This is a genomic window from Paraburkholderia sp. 40, assembly GCF_050434105.1.
Taxonomy (GTDB): Bacteria; Pseudomonadota; Gammaproteobacteria; order Burkholderiales; family Burkholderiaceae; genus Paraburkholderia; species Paraburkholderia tuberum.
Map to the genome: position 1 here is coordinate 1,789,942 of NZ_JBNPVY010000002.1, position 15,072 is coordinate 1,805,013.

The window sequence follows — 15,072 nt, forward strand, 5'->3', positions numbered from 1 at the left end:
TTCATTCATAGAACACGGTCACAACAATCGGCGGCGCGGCTCGCGCCTCAGGAGACGAAGCAATGACACAGCACATGTTCGACGAAGGCCTCGGGCGGCGCGAGGCCAATTATGTCCCGTTGACGCCGATCGATTTCCTCGTGCGCGCAGCGCAAGTGTATGGCGAGCGGCTCGCGATCGTCCATGGGGAGATCCGCCGCAACTGGCGCGAGACCTATGAGCGTGCGCGGCGGCTCGCGAGCGCGCTGCGCGAGGCCGGCATCGGCCGCGGCGAGACGGTCGCCGCGCTGCTGCCGAACATCCCGCCGATGGTCGAGGCGCACTTCGGCGTGCCGATGGCCGGCGCCGTGCTGAATACACTGAACACGCGGCTCGACGTCGCGACGCTGCTGTTCATGCTGCGCCACGGTGAGGCGAAGGCGCTGATCGTCGACACCGAATACGGCGAGTTCGCGCATCGCGCGGCGCTAGAATTCCCGAAGCTCCGCGTGATCAGCGTGGCCGACGCGCAGCCCGCCGACGCTGCGCAGTTCATTCGCGCGACGGACTACGAGCAGTTCCTGCAAACCGGCGACCCTTCCTTCGAGTGGACTCCGCCCGCCGACGAATGGGACGCGATCGCGCTGAACTACACATCGGGCACGACCGGTGACCCGAAGGGCGTCGTCTACCATCACCGTGGCGCATATCTGAACGCGCTGAGCAACATCCTCGAATGGGACATGCCGAAGCACGCGGTCTATCTGTGGACGTTGCCGCTGTTCCACTGCAACGGCTGGTGCTTTCCGTGGACGGTGGCCGCCCGTGCGGGCGTCAACGTCTGTCTGCGCAAGTTCGACGCGAAGACCGTGTTCGAGTTGATTCGCCGCGAACACATCACGCATTACTGCGGAGCGCCGATCGTACAGAGTTCGCTCGTGAATGCGCCGGCCGAATGGCGCGGGGGCATCACGCATCGCGTGTCGACGATGGTCGCGGGCGCCGCGCCGCCGCCCGCGGTGATCGCGAAGATGAAGCAGATCGGCTTCGATCTGACGCACGTGTACGGGCTCACCGAAACCTACGGGCCGGCGGCTGTCTGCGCAAAGCAGGACGAATGGGACGCGCTCGACGATCAAATCCGCGCCGACCTGACCGCGCGCCAGGGCGTGCGTTATCACCTGCAGGCGGCGGTCGCGGTGCTCGATGCGGACACGCTCGCGCCGGTGCCGGACGACGGCGAAACGATCGGCGAGATCATGTTTCGCGGCAACATCTGCATGAAGGGCTATCTGAAGAACGAGCGCGCGACCGAAGCGGTTTTCAAAGGCGGCTGGTTCCATACCGGCGATCTCGGCGTGCGGACGGCCGACGGCTATATCCGCATCCGCGACCGCAGCAAGGACATTATCATTTCGGGCGGAGAGAACATTTCGAGCATCGAGGTCGAGGACACGCTGTACCGGCATCCCGCGGTGTCGGTGGCGGCGGTGGTCGCGATGGCCGATCCGAAGTGGGGCGAGGTGCCGTGCGCGTTCATCGAGTTGAAGGAAGGCGCGCAGGTGACCGAGGAGGAAATCATCGCGCACTGCCGGCTGTTTCTGGCCGGCTACAAGTTGCCGAAGGCGGTGCGCTTTGGCGAGTTGCCCAAGACGTCGACGGGGAAGATCCAGAAGTTCGAGTTGCGCGCGCGGATCAAGGCGGAGGGGAAAGGGTAACGCGCCGCGACTACCGCTGATTCAGGGCGGCGCGAGTGGCGCGCATCGAGTCACGACGGTGCGCGCCGCTTCGTGTCGCCGTCAAATTCCCACCTTGTGCGCGTTAAAAATCAGCCGCAGGCCCAGCGCGGTCACCGCGCTCGCGGCGATGCGATCGATCCACGCCTTCCAGCGCAGATAGATTTCGCGCGGCCGTTGGCTCGAAAAGCACAGTGCGACGATCGTGTACCAGCCCGCCTCGATCGCGAAGATCGCCGGCGGCAGCGCGAAATAGCACCACACCGGCGGATGCTGCGGCAGCAGCGCAGCGAAGATACTGCCGTAATAGACAGCCGTTTTCGGATTGCTGAGCTGCGTGCTCAAGCCGATCCAGAACGACTTGCGCGGATTGCCGCCGGTGCCGGTTCGCGTTTCGCTGAACGCGAGCGGCTTCGCGGCGCCGCGCCAGATTTTCGACGCCAGATAGACCAGGTAGACGCCGCCGGCCACTTTCAGCCCGACGTAGAGCCATTCGACCGTCGCGAGCAGCGTATAGAGCCCGAGCAGCGCGATGCCGCTAAAAAACACACCGCCGATACCCATGCCGAGCGCTGTCGCGAGACCGTCGCCGCGCGACAGACCGATCGCATTGCGTGCGACGATGACGAAGCTGGGCCCCGGACTCATCGCGCCCAATAGCAGCGCGGCGAGGATCGTGAGGATGGCAGTCGAGGCGGGCATGGTCGTGTCTCCTGATGTCGGGCTGATGCCAGAAGTTCTGGCGAATACCGAGTCTCGCATTGTCCGCCAATCGCGCGGCGGAAGCCACGAATACCGAAAACTCGGAAGCCGCGCAATCAGTACAATTAGAAAAAGTTCTTTGCTGCGGCCAAAATACATCGAATGCTAGAATGACTTTCCATACGCGGAAGCTCCCTCGTCACGACGAAGCGACGCACGACGCGAAACACGGGCGCAATTCGAGCCACGCCGATTTTTCGAGTAGCCGATTCGCTTGATCCCAGCGCTTCAACTCAGGCGCTTTACTTCAGGCGCTTTAATTCAGGATCTGACAGGCATCACTTGCAAATGCGGTTTTTCACGCATTTGCATGGATCGCGTGAATTCGTCGAATTGCTTCCATTCAAATTGAATTACGCACGAGCCTCGCGTTGTTATGCGAGTTGCCCGTTTGTCTAATGCCAGCAAGAGCTGCGACACCAATACGTTATGAAACAACGAGAAGGACAACAACGACTGTTCGAACGCGACGAGAACCTGCGCGAGCGCATGATCGCGTGGATCCGCCGACGCATGGACGACCACGGCATCACACTCGAAGCGCTGGCCGAATCGCTCGAAGCCGATGCGAACGCCGTGGCCGCAGTGCTGTATCGCGACGCGTTCGGTAACACGTGGGACGGTCGCGGCGATAAACCGACGTGGCTCGCGCGCGCGATTCACGCCGGACAAAGCATCGATCATTTCCGCTGCTGAGCGCGCGCAGGCGCACCGCGAAACGCCCGCGCGAAAAAAAGCCCGCGCAAGGCGGGCTCGATCTTTACTGCTCGGAGTCTCGCGACGAATCGCGCATCACAGGTCGAAAAACACGGTTTCCTGATCGCCCTGCATGTGGATGTCGAAGCGATACACGTTGGCCGTACCGGCAACGCGGCGCGCGATCAGCGTATTACGGCGCTCGGCCGGCACCGACGCCAGCACGGTGTCCTGCTCGTTCGCCTGCGCTTCGTCCTCGAAATAGATGCGGGTGAACGTGTGCAGCAGCATGCCGCGCATCGTCAGGATTACGTCGATGTGCGGCGCTTCGTGCGGATTCGAGCGGCCCGGCTTCACCGTCTCGACGATGAAGCGCTTGTGCGGATCCGTGCCCGTACCGACGCGCGCAAAGCCGTGAAAGCCGGTCTTCAGGATTTCTTCGCGCGATTCCGGATAGTGGCCGCTCGAGTCGACTTGCGACATCTCGATCATCGCGTCGCCGATCACCTTGCCGTCGCCGTCGAACACCTGACCGACGATCGTGATGTGCTCGCCGGCCGCTTCCATGTCGGCCAGAACGTTCGTGAACAGGCTCTTGAAGTCGAAATCGTATTGCTGCGGGCAAAGACCGTAGGCGAAGTACGGACCAACGGTTTGCGAAGGCGTTTGCTTGAGAGTCGTCATGGCTTAGCGCTCCATCGGGGTTTCGTTCGGGCCGCGCAGCACGATGTCGAAATCGTAGCCGAGCGCGTAGGCCTCTTGCGTGGTGTCGAGCGAGAACTTCGAGATCATGCGCTCACGGGCGTGCTCGGGCGTGCCCTGGTAGATCGGGTCGAATGCGAGCAGCGGATCGCCGGGAAAGTACATCTGCGTGACGAGACGCGAGCCGAAGTGGTCGCCGAACAGCGAGAAATGGATGTGCTGCGGACGCCAGGCGTTCGGATGGTTGCCCCACGGATACGCGCCCGGCTTGATGGTCATGAAGCGGTAACGGCCTTCGTTGTCGGTGATGCAGCGGCCCGCGCCGAGGAAGTTCGGGTCGAGCGGCGCGTCGTGCTGGTCGGCCTTGTGCACATAGCGGCCGGCGGCGTTCGCTTGCCAGACTTCCACCAGCGTGTTGCGCACCGGCCGGCCGCCTTCGTCGAGCACACGGCCCGTCACGATGATGCGCTCGCCGAGCGGTTCGCCATTGCGCACCGCGTTGCGGGTCAGGTCGCTGTCGAGCGGGTCGAGGTCGTCGGTGCCGTAGACCGGCACGCGCTGGTCGCGCAGCCGTTCCTTCAGCGGAATCAGCGGACGCGACGGACCGCGTTTGACCGACGAACCGTACGGCGGATAGATGTACTCGGGATGGGACGCGAAATCTCGCGGCGAAAGAATTGAATCTTCCATGAGGTGTCTCCGTTGGAGGAATCGGGGGGATGCGACGTTATGACTCGCACTTTATACAAAGCGTGCGGTTATGAAAAATGACGTTTTTGCCCGTTTCGTATAACCTTCCGTTATGCAACGCAGTCTCGCGGATAGCCGCGTCAAATTCCGTCATCTCCAGTGCTTTCTGGCCGTCGCGCAGTTCGGCAGCGTCCAGCGGGCGGCGGACAGTTTGTCCATCACGCAGCCGGCGGTATCGAAGACGGTCGCCGAGCTGGAGACCATTCTCGGCGTGAAGCTGTTCGAGCGCGGCCGTCACGGCGCGGTGCCGACGCGCGAGGGGCAGCTTTTCATGCCGCACGCGAGCGCCTGCGTGAGCGCGCTGCGCCAGGGCGTCGATCTGCTTGCGCGGGCCGAGGGCGCGGCCGCCGCGACGCTCGAAGTCGGTGTGCTGCCCACTGTCGCCGCGGTGCTGGTACCGCCCGTGCTGAGACAGTTCGCGACGCAGTGGCCGCGCGTGATCGTGCGCCTCGCGACCGGCGCAAATCCGGAATTGCTCGAACGCCTGAAAGCGGGGTCGATCGAATTCGCGATCGGCCGCCTCGCGGACCCGGAGCGGATGGTCGGCCTGAGTTTCGAGCAACTGTTTACCGAGCCGCTGATCGCGGTCGTGCGCGCCGGGCATCCGCTGGCGCAAGGGAAGGCCTTGCCCGCCACGTCGCTGGAGGAATTTCCGATCGTGCTGCCGCCGTTCGGCACGCTGATCCGCCAATCGGCCGAGAGCCTGCTCGGCGCGTGGGGCGTGCCGCCGTTGTCGGCGTTCGTCGAGGTGTTGTCGGTATCGACGGGGCGCGCGCTGACGCTCGAAAACGGCGCGGTGTGGTTCGTGCCGCAAAGCGCGGTCGAATACGAGCTCGCGCACGGCATGCTGGTGCGCTTGCCGCTGCCGTTTGCGGGCACCGGCGAGCCGGTGGGGCTGATTCGTCGCTCGGATACGCAGCCGTCGACGGTGGGACGCGCGTTCATCGAGGCGGTGCGCGAGGTCGCGCGGGGCAGAATGGCGGCGATGCCGGGCAAGGATCCGGGCAAAGGCGTCGGTAAAACCGTTGGCAAAACGGCGCGCAAAGGCAGCCCAGGGGACGCGCCGCTCGACTGATACGCCCGCCTCCCGCACGCCTGCCCGCGAGCACCAGTGGCGTGCCGTTCGGCATATGAACCAACCAGTACAAAAGGAAGGTTGCGGACGCCCCGCGACCCGGTGTAAAAACACGGTGCGAAAGCCGCCGCAGCCCGTTGTTCCCGCGGCACGCCGCGTGCACGCCACGAGCGAGCACGCACCACGCAGCCCCTCGCGAACGACCGGAACACGTCGCGCCGAACTCGGAAAGACCGGCTCCGCATCGAAAGACCGTACAAGGAGATTGCCATGCCCAGCGACTTGCCCACGCCAGAGGCCGCGCAGCGCGCCGTATTGGCGCCGCAGCACAATCCGCTCGGCACGGCGGGCCTCGAGTTCGTGGAGTTCGCCGCGCGCGATCCGCAGACGCTCGGCGAGACTTTCACGCGGCTCGGCTTCAAGGCGATCGCGCGTCATATCAGCAAGGATGTGACGCTGTATCGCCAGGGCGAGATGAATTTCCTGATCAACGCGGAGCCCGATTCGTTCGCAGCGCGCTACGCGGAAGAATACGGGGTCGGCATCTGCGCGATCGGGATTCGCGTCGCCGACGCACAGCGCGCGTTCGAACGCGCGGTGGAACTCGGCGCATGGGAGTTCGAGGGCGAACGCCTCGGTGCCGGCGAACTGCTGATTCCGGCCATTCAAGGCATCGGCGATTCGCACATCTATTTCGTCGATCGTTGGCGCGGGCGCGGCGGTCAGCGCGGCGGCCTCGGCGATATCTCGATCTTCGACATCGACTTCCGGCCCATCGAAATCGACACCGCCGAAGCCGATCTGAATCACGCGGGCAGCGGCCTGATCGCGGTCGACCATCTGACGCAAACCGTTGGCGAAGGCCGCATGCAGGAATGGATCGACTTCTATCGCGACCTGCTGAATTTTCGCGAGATCCACGAGCTGCACGCCAACTGGCATGTGTCGGCGGAATCGCGCGTGATGGTGTCGCCGTGCGGCGCGATCCGCGTGCCGCTGTACGAGGAAGGCACGGGCCGGACCAACTTGATGCACGAGTATTTGCCCGATCATCCGGGCGAAGGCGTGCAGCACATCGCGCTCGCCACCGACGACATCTTCGTGTGCGTCGAGCGTCTGCTCGCGAACGGCGTCGAATTCGTCGAGCCGCCGCCGCGCTACTACGAGCAGCTCGATGCACGTTTGCCGGGCCACGGGCTCGATGTCGAGCGACTGCGGCGCACGCATGTGCTCGTAGATGGCGAGATCGGCGCGGACGGCGTACCGCTGCTGTTTTTCCAGACCTTCGTGCGCCGCCGCGCCGGCGAGATTTTCTTCGAGATCGTGCAACGCCAGGGACATCATGGCTTCGGCGAAGGCAATCTCGCCGCATTGGCCCAGGCGCGCACCGGCAGCTGAACACTGCGCGTAGCCGCATGCGTGATTGGATCACTCACGCATGCGGCTTTCGTCACCTCACGCCCCCTCGGGCCGCTCCACCAAGTCCGGATAAATCGCGCCGTATGCGGCGGCTTCGCGCAGCAGCCACTCGCGGAAACTCGCGAGCGGCTTGCCGTGGCTCAACTCGGTCGGATAGACAAGGTAGTACGCGGCCTCGGCGAGCGCGGGTGTGTCGAACGGAATCACGAGACCGAATTGCCGCAACTGCGTGTCGACGAAAAAGCGCGGCACCAGCGCGATGCCGAGTCCGGCCGCGGCAGCGCTGATCAGCATCGTGTGCAGTTCGTAGCGCACGCCCTGCATCGTGCGGTTGTCGTCGATGCCGAGATTCGAGAACCAGGTCGCCCAGCCGTCGGGTCGCGTCGTCGAATGCAGCAGCGGATAGTTGAGTAGTTCGGCGACGTTGCGGACCGGCCGCTTCAGCAGACTCGCTGCGCAGACCGGCACCACTTCCTCGCGGAACAGAAAATCGGCCGACGTACCCGGCCACGTCGGCTTGCCGTAGTGAATTGCCGCTTCGAAATGCGTCTCGGCGAACGGGAACGTCGCGGTACGCACGCCCATGTTCACGCGCACGTCCGGGTATTGTTCATTGAATGTGGCCATGCGCGGAATCAGCCATTGCGATGCGAACGTCGGCAATACCGCGAGTTCCAGATAGCCGCCGCCGCTGCCGTGCGCGATGATCGATAGCGTGTCGCGATCGAGGTGTTCGAGCGAGCGTCGCACCTGCGCGCTGTAGACCTTGCCCGCGCGCGTCAGCACCACGCGTTGCTTGACGCGCACGAACAGCCGCACGCCGAGATTGCTTTCGAGCGTATTGATCTGTCGCGACACCGCGCTTTCGGTGAGGAACAGTTCGCGCGCCGCATGCGTGAAGCTCTCGTGCCGCGCGGCGGCTTCGAATGCGAGCAGCGCGCCCATGTTGGGAATCTTGAACTTTCGCACGTTAATTCCAAAAACGCATCAAGTGGCGAGTTTATCTCGCTTTACGGGGGCGCAGCGCATTCTGAATAATCTCGCCCGTTAGGAGGCGCTCGTGCAGCGCTCAACGTATAGCGTGGAGAAGCCGGATGCGAAACTTGAAGAATGCGAACGTCGAACAACTGCTGGTGAAGCTGCTGGGCGCGGAGAAAGCCGCGCGCCTTTTTGCGACGCTGAATCATCCGCGTGTGTTGAACGAGTGGGAAAGCGGCAGCGTCACGCGCGCCGAACTCGCACAGGCGATGAACATGGCGCTGTTCGACGATCTGCTCGCGCGCTCGGAAAACGGCCGCCGCTATACGGAGGAAACCGTCGCCGCCGGCGGCAGTGTGTACTTCGATCATGGCGCGCTGCGCACCGTGCGCTGGCCGCAAAGCGGCGCGCTGCCGCCCGGCGAGGCCGCGTTCGCGCGCATCCTGCGGCCGCTCGGCTTTCGGATCAACGGCCGTTACCCGCTCGATCGTCTCGGCATGACCGGCCGCGCGTGGGCGCATGAGGACGCCGCCGACGAGATCGCGCAGTTCTTCGTCAGCGAACTGCACCCGGAGCGTTTTTCCGCGGCGTTTCAGCAGGCGGTGACGAACGTGATCGGTGCCTCGCGCGATCCGTTGACGCCGCGCGCCCATGGCCTCTTGTGGGAACTCGAACGCGATGGCGTGCTGCCGCTCGATGCGGCGCAGGAGTTGCTACCGGTGATCGTCGGTGCGTTCGCGCGTCAGCACGAGATGCCACGCGAAGCCGATTACGAAGTATTGTTGAAGGAATCGGCGGAGATGGCGTGGATCGCGACCGAAGGTAACGCGTTCAATCACGCGACCGATCGCGTCGCGGACGTCTTCAAGCTGTCGGACGAACAGAAGGCGAAGGCTCGGCCGATGAAGCCCGAAGTCGAGCATTCGCGTTCCGGCCGCGTGTTCCAGACCGCGTATCGCGCGGATGTCGTGCAGCGTGAATTTCGCGCGGCCGACGGCAGCGTCGTCACGCGCGACGTGCCGGGCTCGTTCTACGAATTCATTACGCGCAAGCGCAGTTTCGATCAGGACGCGCGCCGCTGGGAAACGGACCTGCGTTTCGACGCGGGCAACGCACAGGGCATCTTCCGGATGACCGCGAGCCAGGCGGCCTGAGCGCATACGGCGGCGCGAGCGCCGGCATCGCAGACGAGGTGCGCAGTGGGGACGTCATTGTCATTGGATGAAGAGCGGCGGGTTGGCGCGCAGCGGGGCGCTTTGAATGAACCGCGTGTCGCCACGCTTTTCTCGGCCAGCGCGGAGCTATTGCAGGCGCTCGAAAGCGACCTGCGCCAGCACGTGCGCGGCGAGGTGCGATTCGATCAGGGTTCCAAAGCATTGTACGCATCGGATGCGTCGAACTATCGGCAAGTCCCGCTCGGTGTCGTGGTGCCGGCCGATCTCGACGATCTGCTCGCAACGCTCGCCGCATGCCGTCGCAACGACGTGCCGTTTCTCGCGCGCGGTGGCGGCACGTCGCAGAACGGCCAATGCGTAAACGTCGCGGTCGTGGCCGACGCGAGCAAGTATCTGAACCGCGTCGTCTCGATCGATCCGCTTGCGGGCGTCGCGGTCGTCGAGCCGGGCGTCGTGTGCGACTCCTTGCGCGATGCCGCCGAACAGCACGGCCTCACGTTCGCGCCCGATCCCGCCACGCATAGCCGCTGCACGCTCGGCGGCATGATCGCGAACAACTCGTGCGGCGCGCATTCGGTGATGGCCGGTAAGACCGTCGAGAACATCGAAGCGCTCGAAATCGCGACCTTCGACGGCGCGCGTTTCTGGGTCGGCCCGACCTCCGAGGAAGAACTCGAACGCATCATCGCGGCGGGTGGCCGTCAAGGCGAAATCTACGCGGCGCTCAAGCAACTGCGCGACACGTACGCCGAACGGATTCGCGCGAAATTCCCGCAGATCAAACGGCGCGTGTCGGGCTTCAATCTCGATCAACTGCTGCCGGAAAACGGCTTCAACGTCGCGCGTGCGCTCGTCGGCAGCGAAGGCACGTGCGCGGTCACGTTGCAGGCGAAAGTGAGGCTCGTGAAGAGTCCGGCCAGGCGCGTGATCGTCGTGGTCGGCTTCACCGACATCTATACGGCGGCGGACGCTGTGCCGCATTTCATGCGCTGCGGGCCGATCGCAGTCGAGGGACTCGACCGCGCGATCATTCGCGGCTTGCAGGCGCGCGGCCTGAAGAAGGACGAGATCGCACTGCTGCCCGAAGGCGATGCGTGGGTCGTGCTCGAATTCGGCGCGGACACGCAGGACGAGGTGCTGCAACAGGCACGCGACGCCGCCGCGTATTTCCAATCGGGCGCGGCCGGGCCGCAAATCTCGACGATGCTCGTCGAAGATCGCGCCTTGCAGGCGAAGGTGTGGTCGATTCGCGAGACGGGGGCGTCGGCGGTCGCGTTGTCAGTGGATCGCGACAAGCCCGATCCGGTGGTCGGCTGGGAAGACGCGGCGGTCGATCCGCTGCGGCTCGGCGATTATCTGCGCGCGTTTCAGGCGCTCGTCGATCGCCATGGCTACGAGACGAGCCTGTACGGCCATTTCGGCGACGGCTGCGTGCACGCGCGCATCACGTTCGATCTGCGCAGCGCGGAAGGTATCGCGACGTGGCGCGGGTTCTTGCGCGAAGCGGCGGAACTGGTGGTCGAATTCGGCGGCTCGCTGTCGGGCGAACACGGCGATGGCCAGGCGAAGGCCGAGTTTCTGCCGATCATGTACGGCCCCGAGCTGATGCAGGCGATGGAGCAGTTCAAGGCGATCTGGGACCCGGCGAATCGTCTGAATCCGGGCAAAGTCGTGCATGCATACCGCGCCGACGAAAACCTGCGCATGGGCCCTGCGTACAAGCCGGTGACGCTGCATACGAAGCTCGCGTTCGCGAGCCGGGAAGGCGACGGCTTTCAGCGTGCGATCGAACGCTGCATCGGCATGGGCAAATGCCGCTCGCTCGAAGGCGGCACGATGTGTCCTAGCTATCGCGGCACGCGCGAGGAAAAGTACTCGACGCGCGGGCGCGCGCATCTGTTCTGGGAAATGCTGCAAGGCGACGTGATCGCCGACGGCTGGAACAGTCGCGAAGTGAAAGAAGCGCTCGATACCTGCCTCGCATGCAAGGGCTGCAAGTCCGATTGCCCGACGCATACGGATATGGCGTCGTACAAGGCGGAGTTCCTTTCTCACTACTATGAGAACAATCGTCGGCCGCGTCAGGCGCTGTTCATGGGGCGGATCGGCGAATGGGCACCGTGGGCCGCGCGTTTTCCGCGCGTGACGAACTTTCTGACGACGGCGCCCGTTTTGTCCGCGCTCGGCAAATGGATCGCGGGTGTGGCGCAGACGCGTGCGTTGCCGCGGTTCGCCGCTGCGACTTATAGACGGAGTGCGTCGTCGCAAGCATCCGCGATTCATGCGTTCGGCGGCGACGCAAAGAAGGTGATCCTGTGGGTCGATACATTCAACGACCACTTCACGCCCGAGATCGCGCAGGCCGCCGCTGAGGTGCTCACGCAACTCGGCTGGCACGTCGCGTTACCGAAGAAACGTTTGTGTTGCGGGCGTCCGCTGTACGACTTCGGCCTGCTCGAACGCGCGCGCGAGCTGCTCACGCATATCGTCGACGACCTCGCGGACGACATCGCCGCCGGCGTGCCGCTGGTCGGTCTGGAGCCTGGCTGTCTATCGGTGTTCAAGGACGAGTTGCTGAAGCAACTCCCCGATCATGCGTTGGCGAAGAAGCTGTCCGCGCAAACGTATCTGTTTGCCGATTTCGTCGCGCGTCAGCCGTTCGAGTGGCCGACGCTCGCGGCCGATGTGATGGTGCATGGCCATTGTCATCAGAAGGCGCTATTTGGCATGCAGGGCGATGCGGCGTTGCTGAACAAGCTCGGCGTCAAATGGAAGCTGCTCGATACCGGCTGCTGCGGGATGGCGGGATCGTTCGGCTTCAACATCGAGCATCACGCGTTGTCGGAAAAGATCGGCGAGGACATGTTTGAGGCCGTGCGCGACGCTATGGCGGCGAATGCGGAAACGATCGTGCTGACCAACGGCTTCAGTTGTCGCGAGCAGATCGAGCACGGCACAGGGCGACACGCACTGCATATCGCGCAACTCGCGCAACGGGCTCTGGCGGCGCGCTGAGTGCGCGCGCCGTGCAGGGCGCGCTATTTCTTCGCTGACTCGTTCGCGGCAGGCGGTGTATGCGGAAGGTCCGCATTGGTCGCCATCCACAACACTTCGGCGTCTTCCTCGCTGGTCGACACCGCCGCGTGACCCGTGCGGCTGTCGAAGTAGAGGCTGTCGCCCGCGTTCAGATGTGTCGGCGCGTACAGCTCCGAATAGAGGCACACGCTGCCGCTGATCACGTAGAGAAACTCCTCGCCTTCGTGGCGGCCCCAGTCGTCGAATGCATCGAGCGTGTGCGCCGAGATGCGGATGCGAAACGGCAGCATCGCCTTGTGGGCCAGGTCGGTGGCGAGCAACTCCATCTGATAGCCGCGATAAGCGTGGCGCTGGCCTTCGTTCTTGCGCGTCAGCGCGCGCCGGCCGCTCGCGCTGACTTTCGGCGTCGAGCCGAACAGTTCGCCAATTTCGATCTTCAGGCCCAGCACGATTTTTTGCAGCACGTCGAACGTGGGGGACATCAGGCCGTTTTCGACTTTCGACAGCGTCGAGCGCGAGACACCGCACAGGCGGCTCGCGGTTTCGAGCGTCAGATCCTGCGCTTGACGGGCGGCGCGCACGCGCCGGCCGAGATCGGTGGAGGACGTGTCGGCGGATTTGGTGAGGTGGGTGTCCATGAGGCTTGCTGCCGGTCGGGTACGCGCTTGATCGGGCGAATAATGTTTCCGATCATAACATTTGGCGTGACCGGGGCCTTTGTGCGCCGATTCAGGCGTTCGAGCGCTTTTCTCATCGGAAACGTCGTGGCTTTTCCGATGAGTTCGACGCAGCGTGGCGATCTCACGTTGATGAGGCGTCGTTTGCGCGGCGTTTTTCACGCGCTGCGATTGATAAGCTCATTGAGCTGCGTGCCAGCCGTCGCGCCGGTGAAGTCGAAGCGGCCATCGGCCAGCGCCTGAGCGGCGTGCATGAAGCCACCCCACGCCGCGCGCGCGAGCCCGCCGCCGACGCTGATCCGCCGCACGCCGAGCGCGGCCACGTCCTGCAACGTCAGGGTCGATGTCGAGCCGATCAGCAGATTGACGGGCTTCGGCGCGACGGCCGCGACCACCGCTTCGATCTGCTCGCGCGTCTGGATACCCGGCGCATACAGGCAGTCGGCGCCCGCCGCCGCATAGGCCTTCAGACGCGCAATGGCATCGTCGAGATCGGGCTTGCCGGCGAAGAAATTCTCCGCGCGGCCGACGAGTAGCGTATCGCCGCCGTTCTGATCGATCGCACGTCGTGCCGCGCTGAGCCGCTGCACGGCGACGTCGACCGGAAACAGCGGTGCGGCGGGGTTGCCGGTCGAGTCTTCGATCGACAGACCCGCGACGCCCGTTTCCACCGCGAGCGTCACACTCTCGGCGACTTCTTCCGGGTCGCGGCCGAAGCCGTTTTCGAAGTCGGCGTTGACCGGCAGATCGGTCGCGTCGACGATTGCGCGCAGGTGCGCGAGGATCGTTTCGCGCGGCAATGTGTTGTCCGCATGTCCGGTCGACCACGCAAAACCGGAACTCGTCGTCGCGAGCGCCTTGAAGCCTAGTGTATGCAGATAACGGGCGCTGCCCGCGTCCCACGGATTGGGCAGCACGAAACAGCCAGACGAGTGCAGCGCGCGGAAAGCGGCGCGTTTTTCAGCGGCGGTGCGGGGCATCGCATGTCTCCTTGGTGTGAGGGAGCGGCTCCCTCGTTGAGGGGAAAACGCCGCGCCAACTGTTGCGCAGGCGAATCGGCATTCACCAGGGGAAAGTCTATGTCCGTATCGAAACCGTGGTTGATGATATTGGTGGCGACTTTCACAGACGTTTCCAATAATTCAAAATGACGACAGGCGAAGAAGCCGGTTCAGAGATGCGAAGGGCCGCGTGGGAAGACGGCATTCGCGACGAGGTCATTTCCCCAAAGGAGGCACAACATGAACATCGCGACCCAGATGCGGTCGATCCCTGCCGTGTTGGTGCTCACGCTCGTTGGCTGCGCCGCGGGCGGCGGGAATGGCGGCGCGCAAACGCATCTGAGTGCAACGCAATGCCGCGATCTGACCGACCTCAGGAACAAGGCACCGGCCACGCACCAGCGGAGCATGAGCGAACTGACAGCGCTGCAGCAAGCGGGCTACCACCCTGAACGACGCTTTGATCCTGACTATCCGGCGAGCCTTGAGCGCGCGCAGAGGCAGGTGGACGTCTGGTATCAGGCGGAATGCCCGCAGGCACGGGCTGGGTGAATCTGCCGCGGCGTCAGAATTAGCGGTACGTTGTTGGTGCCGCATAAACGTAAAAAGCGGGCGCATGCCTTGAAAACATGCGCCCGCTTCATATCGGTTCGAAACGGCGAAAACCGCAAAGAGGGGAAAGGGCCGTTAACTCAAGAATCTTTCCTCGCTACGGACATTCACTATACGTTCGCGACTCGTCACTGACCGTCCGGATTGACCCACATCGGATGATGGCCCGCTTGCGATGATCCGCCCATCGACGACCCATAGCCAGACGTGTCGCCTTGGCCCTTCGCTTTCATCGCGGAGACGCGTGCCTCGGCCGCCTGGATGTCCGCGGGATACTGGGCATCGAGCACGATGGCCGGGTTATAGCCAATCTGTTCGAGTTGCTGCACCTCTGCCTTGACTTCGGCCCGCGTGATCGGCTGTTCCGATTGCGCGAACGACGCGACCGGCGCAGCGATCAGGGCCGTAAGCGCAACTGCCTGGATAAGCGATTTCATGATGTTTCCCTCCGTAGTTGTCTGTCTATCCAGCACC

At 64.0% G+C, this 15,072-nt stretch carries 14 protein-coding genes; 7 read left to right on the forward strand and 7 right to left on the reverse strand.

Annotated features, from left to right (window positions below; translation table 11 throughout):
- Nucleotides 1–62: 62 nt before the first annotated feature.
- Nucleotides 63–1,697, forward strand: a complete 1,635-nt coding sequence (locus OKW28_RS09545) for an acyl-CoA synthetase (protein WP_429445031.1) — start codon at nucleotides 63–65, stop codon at nucleotides 1,695–1,697.
- A gap of 81 nt (nucleotides 1,698–1,778) precedes the next feature.
- Here OKW28_RS09545 and OKW28_RS09550 read toward each other — a convergent pair whose 3' ends face one another.
- Nucleotides 1,779–2,417 (reverse strand): LysE family translocator, encoded by a 639-nt coding sequence (locus tag OKW28_RS09550; RefSeq protein ID WP_429445033.1) that lies wholly within the window; start codon nucleotides 2,415–2,417, stop codon nucleotides 1,779–1,781.
- Nucleotides 2,418–2,906: 489 nt separating this feature from the next.
- Here OKW28_RS09550 and OKW28_RS09555 point away from each other — a divergent pair, with 489 nt between their 5' ends.
- Nucleotides 2,907–3,173 (forward strand): H-NS family nucleoid-associated regulatory protein, encoded by a 267-nt coding sequence (locus tag OKW28_RS09555; RefSeq protein WP_429445035.1) that lies wholly within the window; start codon nucleotides 2,907–2,909, stop codon nucleotides 3,171–3,173.
- A gap of 96 nt (nucleotides 3,174–3,269) precedes the next feature.
- Here the strand turns inward: OKW28_RS09555 and pcaG are convergent, their stop codons facing one another.
- Both pcaG and pcaH read right to left on the reverse strand, forming a co-directional pair.
- Nucleotides 3,270–3,857: a protocatechuate 3,4-dioxygenase subunit alpha gene (gene pcaG / locus OKW28_RS09560; protein ID WP_429445037.1), complete on the reverse strand. Its 588-nt coding sequence runs from the start codon at nucleotides 3,855–3,857 to the stop codon at nucleotides 3,270–3,272.
- A 3-nt stretch (nucleotides 3,858–3,860) separates the two neighbouring features.
- Nucleotides 3,861–4,565 carry a protocatechuate 3,4-dioxygenase subunit beta gene (gene pcaH, locus OKW28_RS09565; RefSeq protein ID WP_429292037.1) on the reverse strand — a complete coding sequence of 235 codons (705 nt, stop codon included), beginning with the start codon at nucleotides 4,563–4,565 and terminating at the stop codon, nucleotides 3,861–3,863.
- Between the two features lie 112 nt (nucleotides 4,566–4,677).
- On the opposite strand from pcaH, the gene pcaQ reads away from it, so the two are divergent.
- Complete coding sequence (gene pcaQ / locus OKW28_RS09570; RefSeq protein WP_429445039.1) at nucleotides 4,678–5,700, forward strand: pca operon transcription factor PcaQ; 1,023 nt, start codon at nucleotides 4,678–4,680, stop codon at nucleotides 5,698–5,700.
- A 270-nt stretch (nucleotides 5,701–5,970) separates the two neighbouring features.
- Nucleotides 5,971–7,098 (forward strand): 4-hydroxyphenylpyruvate dioxygenase family protein, encoded by a 1,128-nt coding sequence (locus tag OKW28_RS09575; protein WP_429445041.1) that lies wholly within the window; start codon nucleotides 5,971–5,973, stop codon nucleotides 7,096–7,098.
- Nucleotides 7,099–7,155: 57 nt separating this feature from the next.
- On the opposite strand, the gene OKW28_RS09580 is transcribed toward OKW28_RS09575, so the two are convergent.
- On the reverse strand, nucleotides 7,156–8,088 hold the full coding sequence (locus tag OKW28_RS09580) for a LysR substrate-binding domain-containing protein (RefSeq protein WP_429445043.1): 933 nt from the start codon (nucleotides 8,086–8,088) through the stop codon (nucleotides 7,156–7,158).
- 125 nt (nucleotides 8,089–8,213) lie between these two features.
- Between OKW28_RS09580 and OKW28_RS09585 the strand changes: the two genes are divergently transcribed.
- Together OKW28_RS09585 and OKW28_RS09590 are read left to right on the forward strand one after the other, a co-directional pair.
- Nucleotides 8,214–9,251 carry a DUF1338 domain-containing protein gene (locus tag OKW28_RS09585; protein ID WP_429445044.1) on the forward strand — a complete coding sequence of 346 codons (1,038 nt, stop codon included), beginning with the start codon at nucleotides 8,214–8,216 and terminating at the stop codon, nucleotides 9,249–9,251.
- A 102-nt stretch (nucleotides 9,252–9,353) separates the two neighbouring features.
- Entirely contained in the window at nucleotides 9,354–12,287 is a 2,934-nt protein-coding gene (locus OKW28_RS09590; protein ID WP_429445047.1) for an FAD-binding and (Fe-S)-binding domain-containing protein, read from the forward strand.
- 23 nt (nucleotides 12,288–12,310) lie between these two features.
- On the opposite strand, the gene OKW28_RS09595 is transcribed toward OKW28_RS09590, so the two are convergent.
- Together OKW28_RS09595 and OKW28_RS09600 are read right to left on the reverse strand one after the other, a co-directional pair.
- Complete coding sequence (locus OKW28_RS09595) at nucleotides 12,311–12,946, reverse strand: helix-turn-helix domain-containing protein (RefSeq protein ID WP_429445049.1); 636 nt, start codon at nucleotides 12,944–12,946, stop codon at nucleotides 12,311–12,313.
- Nucleotides 12,947–13,143: 197 nt separating this feature from the next.
- On the reverse strand, nucleotides 13,144–13,965 hold the full coding sequence (locus tag OKW28_RS09600) for an isocitrate lyase/PEP mutase family protein (RefSeq protein ID WP_429445051.1): 822 nt from the start codon (nucleotides 13,963–13,965) through the stop codon (nucleotides 13,144–13,146).
- A gap of 261 nt (nucleotides 13,966–14,226) precedes the next feature.
- On the opposite strand from OKW28_RS09600, the gene OKW28_RS09605 reads away from it, so the two are divergent.
- Nucleotides 14,227–14,538 carry a hypothetical protein gene (locus tag OKW28_RS09605; RefSeq protein ID WP_429445053.1) on the forward strand — a complete coding sequence of 104 codons (312 nt, stop codon included), beginning with the start codon at nucleotides 14,227–14,229 and terminating at the stop codon, nucleotides 14,536–14,538.
- A gap of 188 nt (nucleotides 14,539–14,726) precedes the next feature.
- Here the strand turns inward: OKW28_RS09605 and OKW28_RS09610 are convergent, their stop codons facing one another.
- The gene (locus tag OKW28_RS09610) at nucleotides 14,727–15,035 is read right to left on the reverse strand and encodes a DUF4148 domain-containing protein (protein ID WP_184072160.1); all 309 of its coding nucleotides are present in this window, start codon (nucleotides 15,033–15,035) and stop codon (nucleotides 14,727–14,729) included.
- Nucleotides 15,036–15,072: the final 37 nt, after the last annotated feature.

What these genes read in the sequence shown, in the direction of transcription:
- OKW28_RS09545 (WP_429445031.1), top strand. Translation starts at nt 63, where the DNA reads ATGACACAGCACATGTTCGACGAAGGCCTCGGGCGGCGCGAGGCCAAT.
- OKW28_RS09550 (WP_429445033.1), bottom strand. Translation starts at nt 2,417, where the DNA reads ATGCCCGCCTCGACTGCCATCCTCACGATCCTCGCCGCGCTGCTATTG.
- OKW28_RS09555 (WP_429445035.1), top strand. Translation starts at nt 2,907, where the DNA reads ATGAAACAACGAGAAGGACAACAACGACTGTTCGAACGCGACGAGAAC.
- pcaG (WP_429445037.1), bottom strand. Translation starts at nt 3,857, where the DNA reads ATGACGACTCTCAAGCAAACGCCTTCGCAAACCGTTGGTCCGTACTTC.
- pcaH (WP_429292037.1), bottom strand. Translation starts at nt 4,565, where the DNA reads ATGGAAGATTCAATTCTTTCGCCGCGAGATTTCGCGTCCCATCCCGAG.
- pcaQ (WP_429445039.1), top strand. Translation starts at nt 4,678, where the DNA reads ATGCAACGCAGTCTCGCGGATAGCCGCGTCAAATTCCGTCATCTCCAG.
- OKW28_RS09575 (WP_429445041.1), top strand. Translation starts at nt 5,971, where the DNA reads ATGCCCAGCGACTTGCCCACGCCAGAGGCCGCGCAGCGCGCCGTATTG.
- OKW28_RS09585 (WP_429445044.1), top strand. Translation starts at nt 8,214, where the DNA reads ATGCGAAACTTGAAGAATGCGAACGTCGAACAACTGCTGGTGAAGCTG.
- OKW28_RS09595 (WP_429445049.1), bottom strand. Translation starts at nt 12,946, where the DNA reads ATGGACACCCACCTCACCAAATCCGCCGACACGTCCTCCACCGATCTC.
- OKW28_RS09600 (WP_429445051.1), bottom strand. Translation starts at nt 13,965, where the DNA reads ATGCCCCGCACCGCCGCTGAAAAACGCGCCGCTTTCCGCGCGCTGCAC.
- OKW28_RS09605 (WP_429445053.1), top strand. Translation starts at nt 14,227, where the DNA reads ATGAACATCGCGACCCAGATGCGGTCGATCCCTGCCGTGTTGGTGCTC.
- OKW28_RS09610 (WP_184072160.1), bottom strand. Translation starts at nt 15,035, where the DNA reads ATGAAATCGCTTATCCAGGCAGTTGCGCTTACGGCCCTGATCGCTGCG.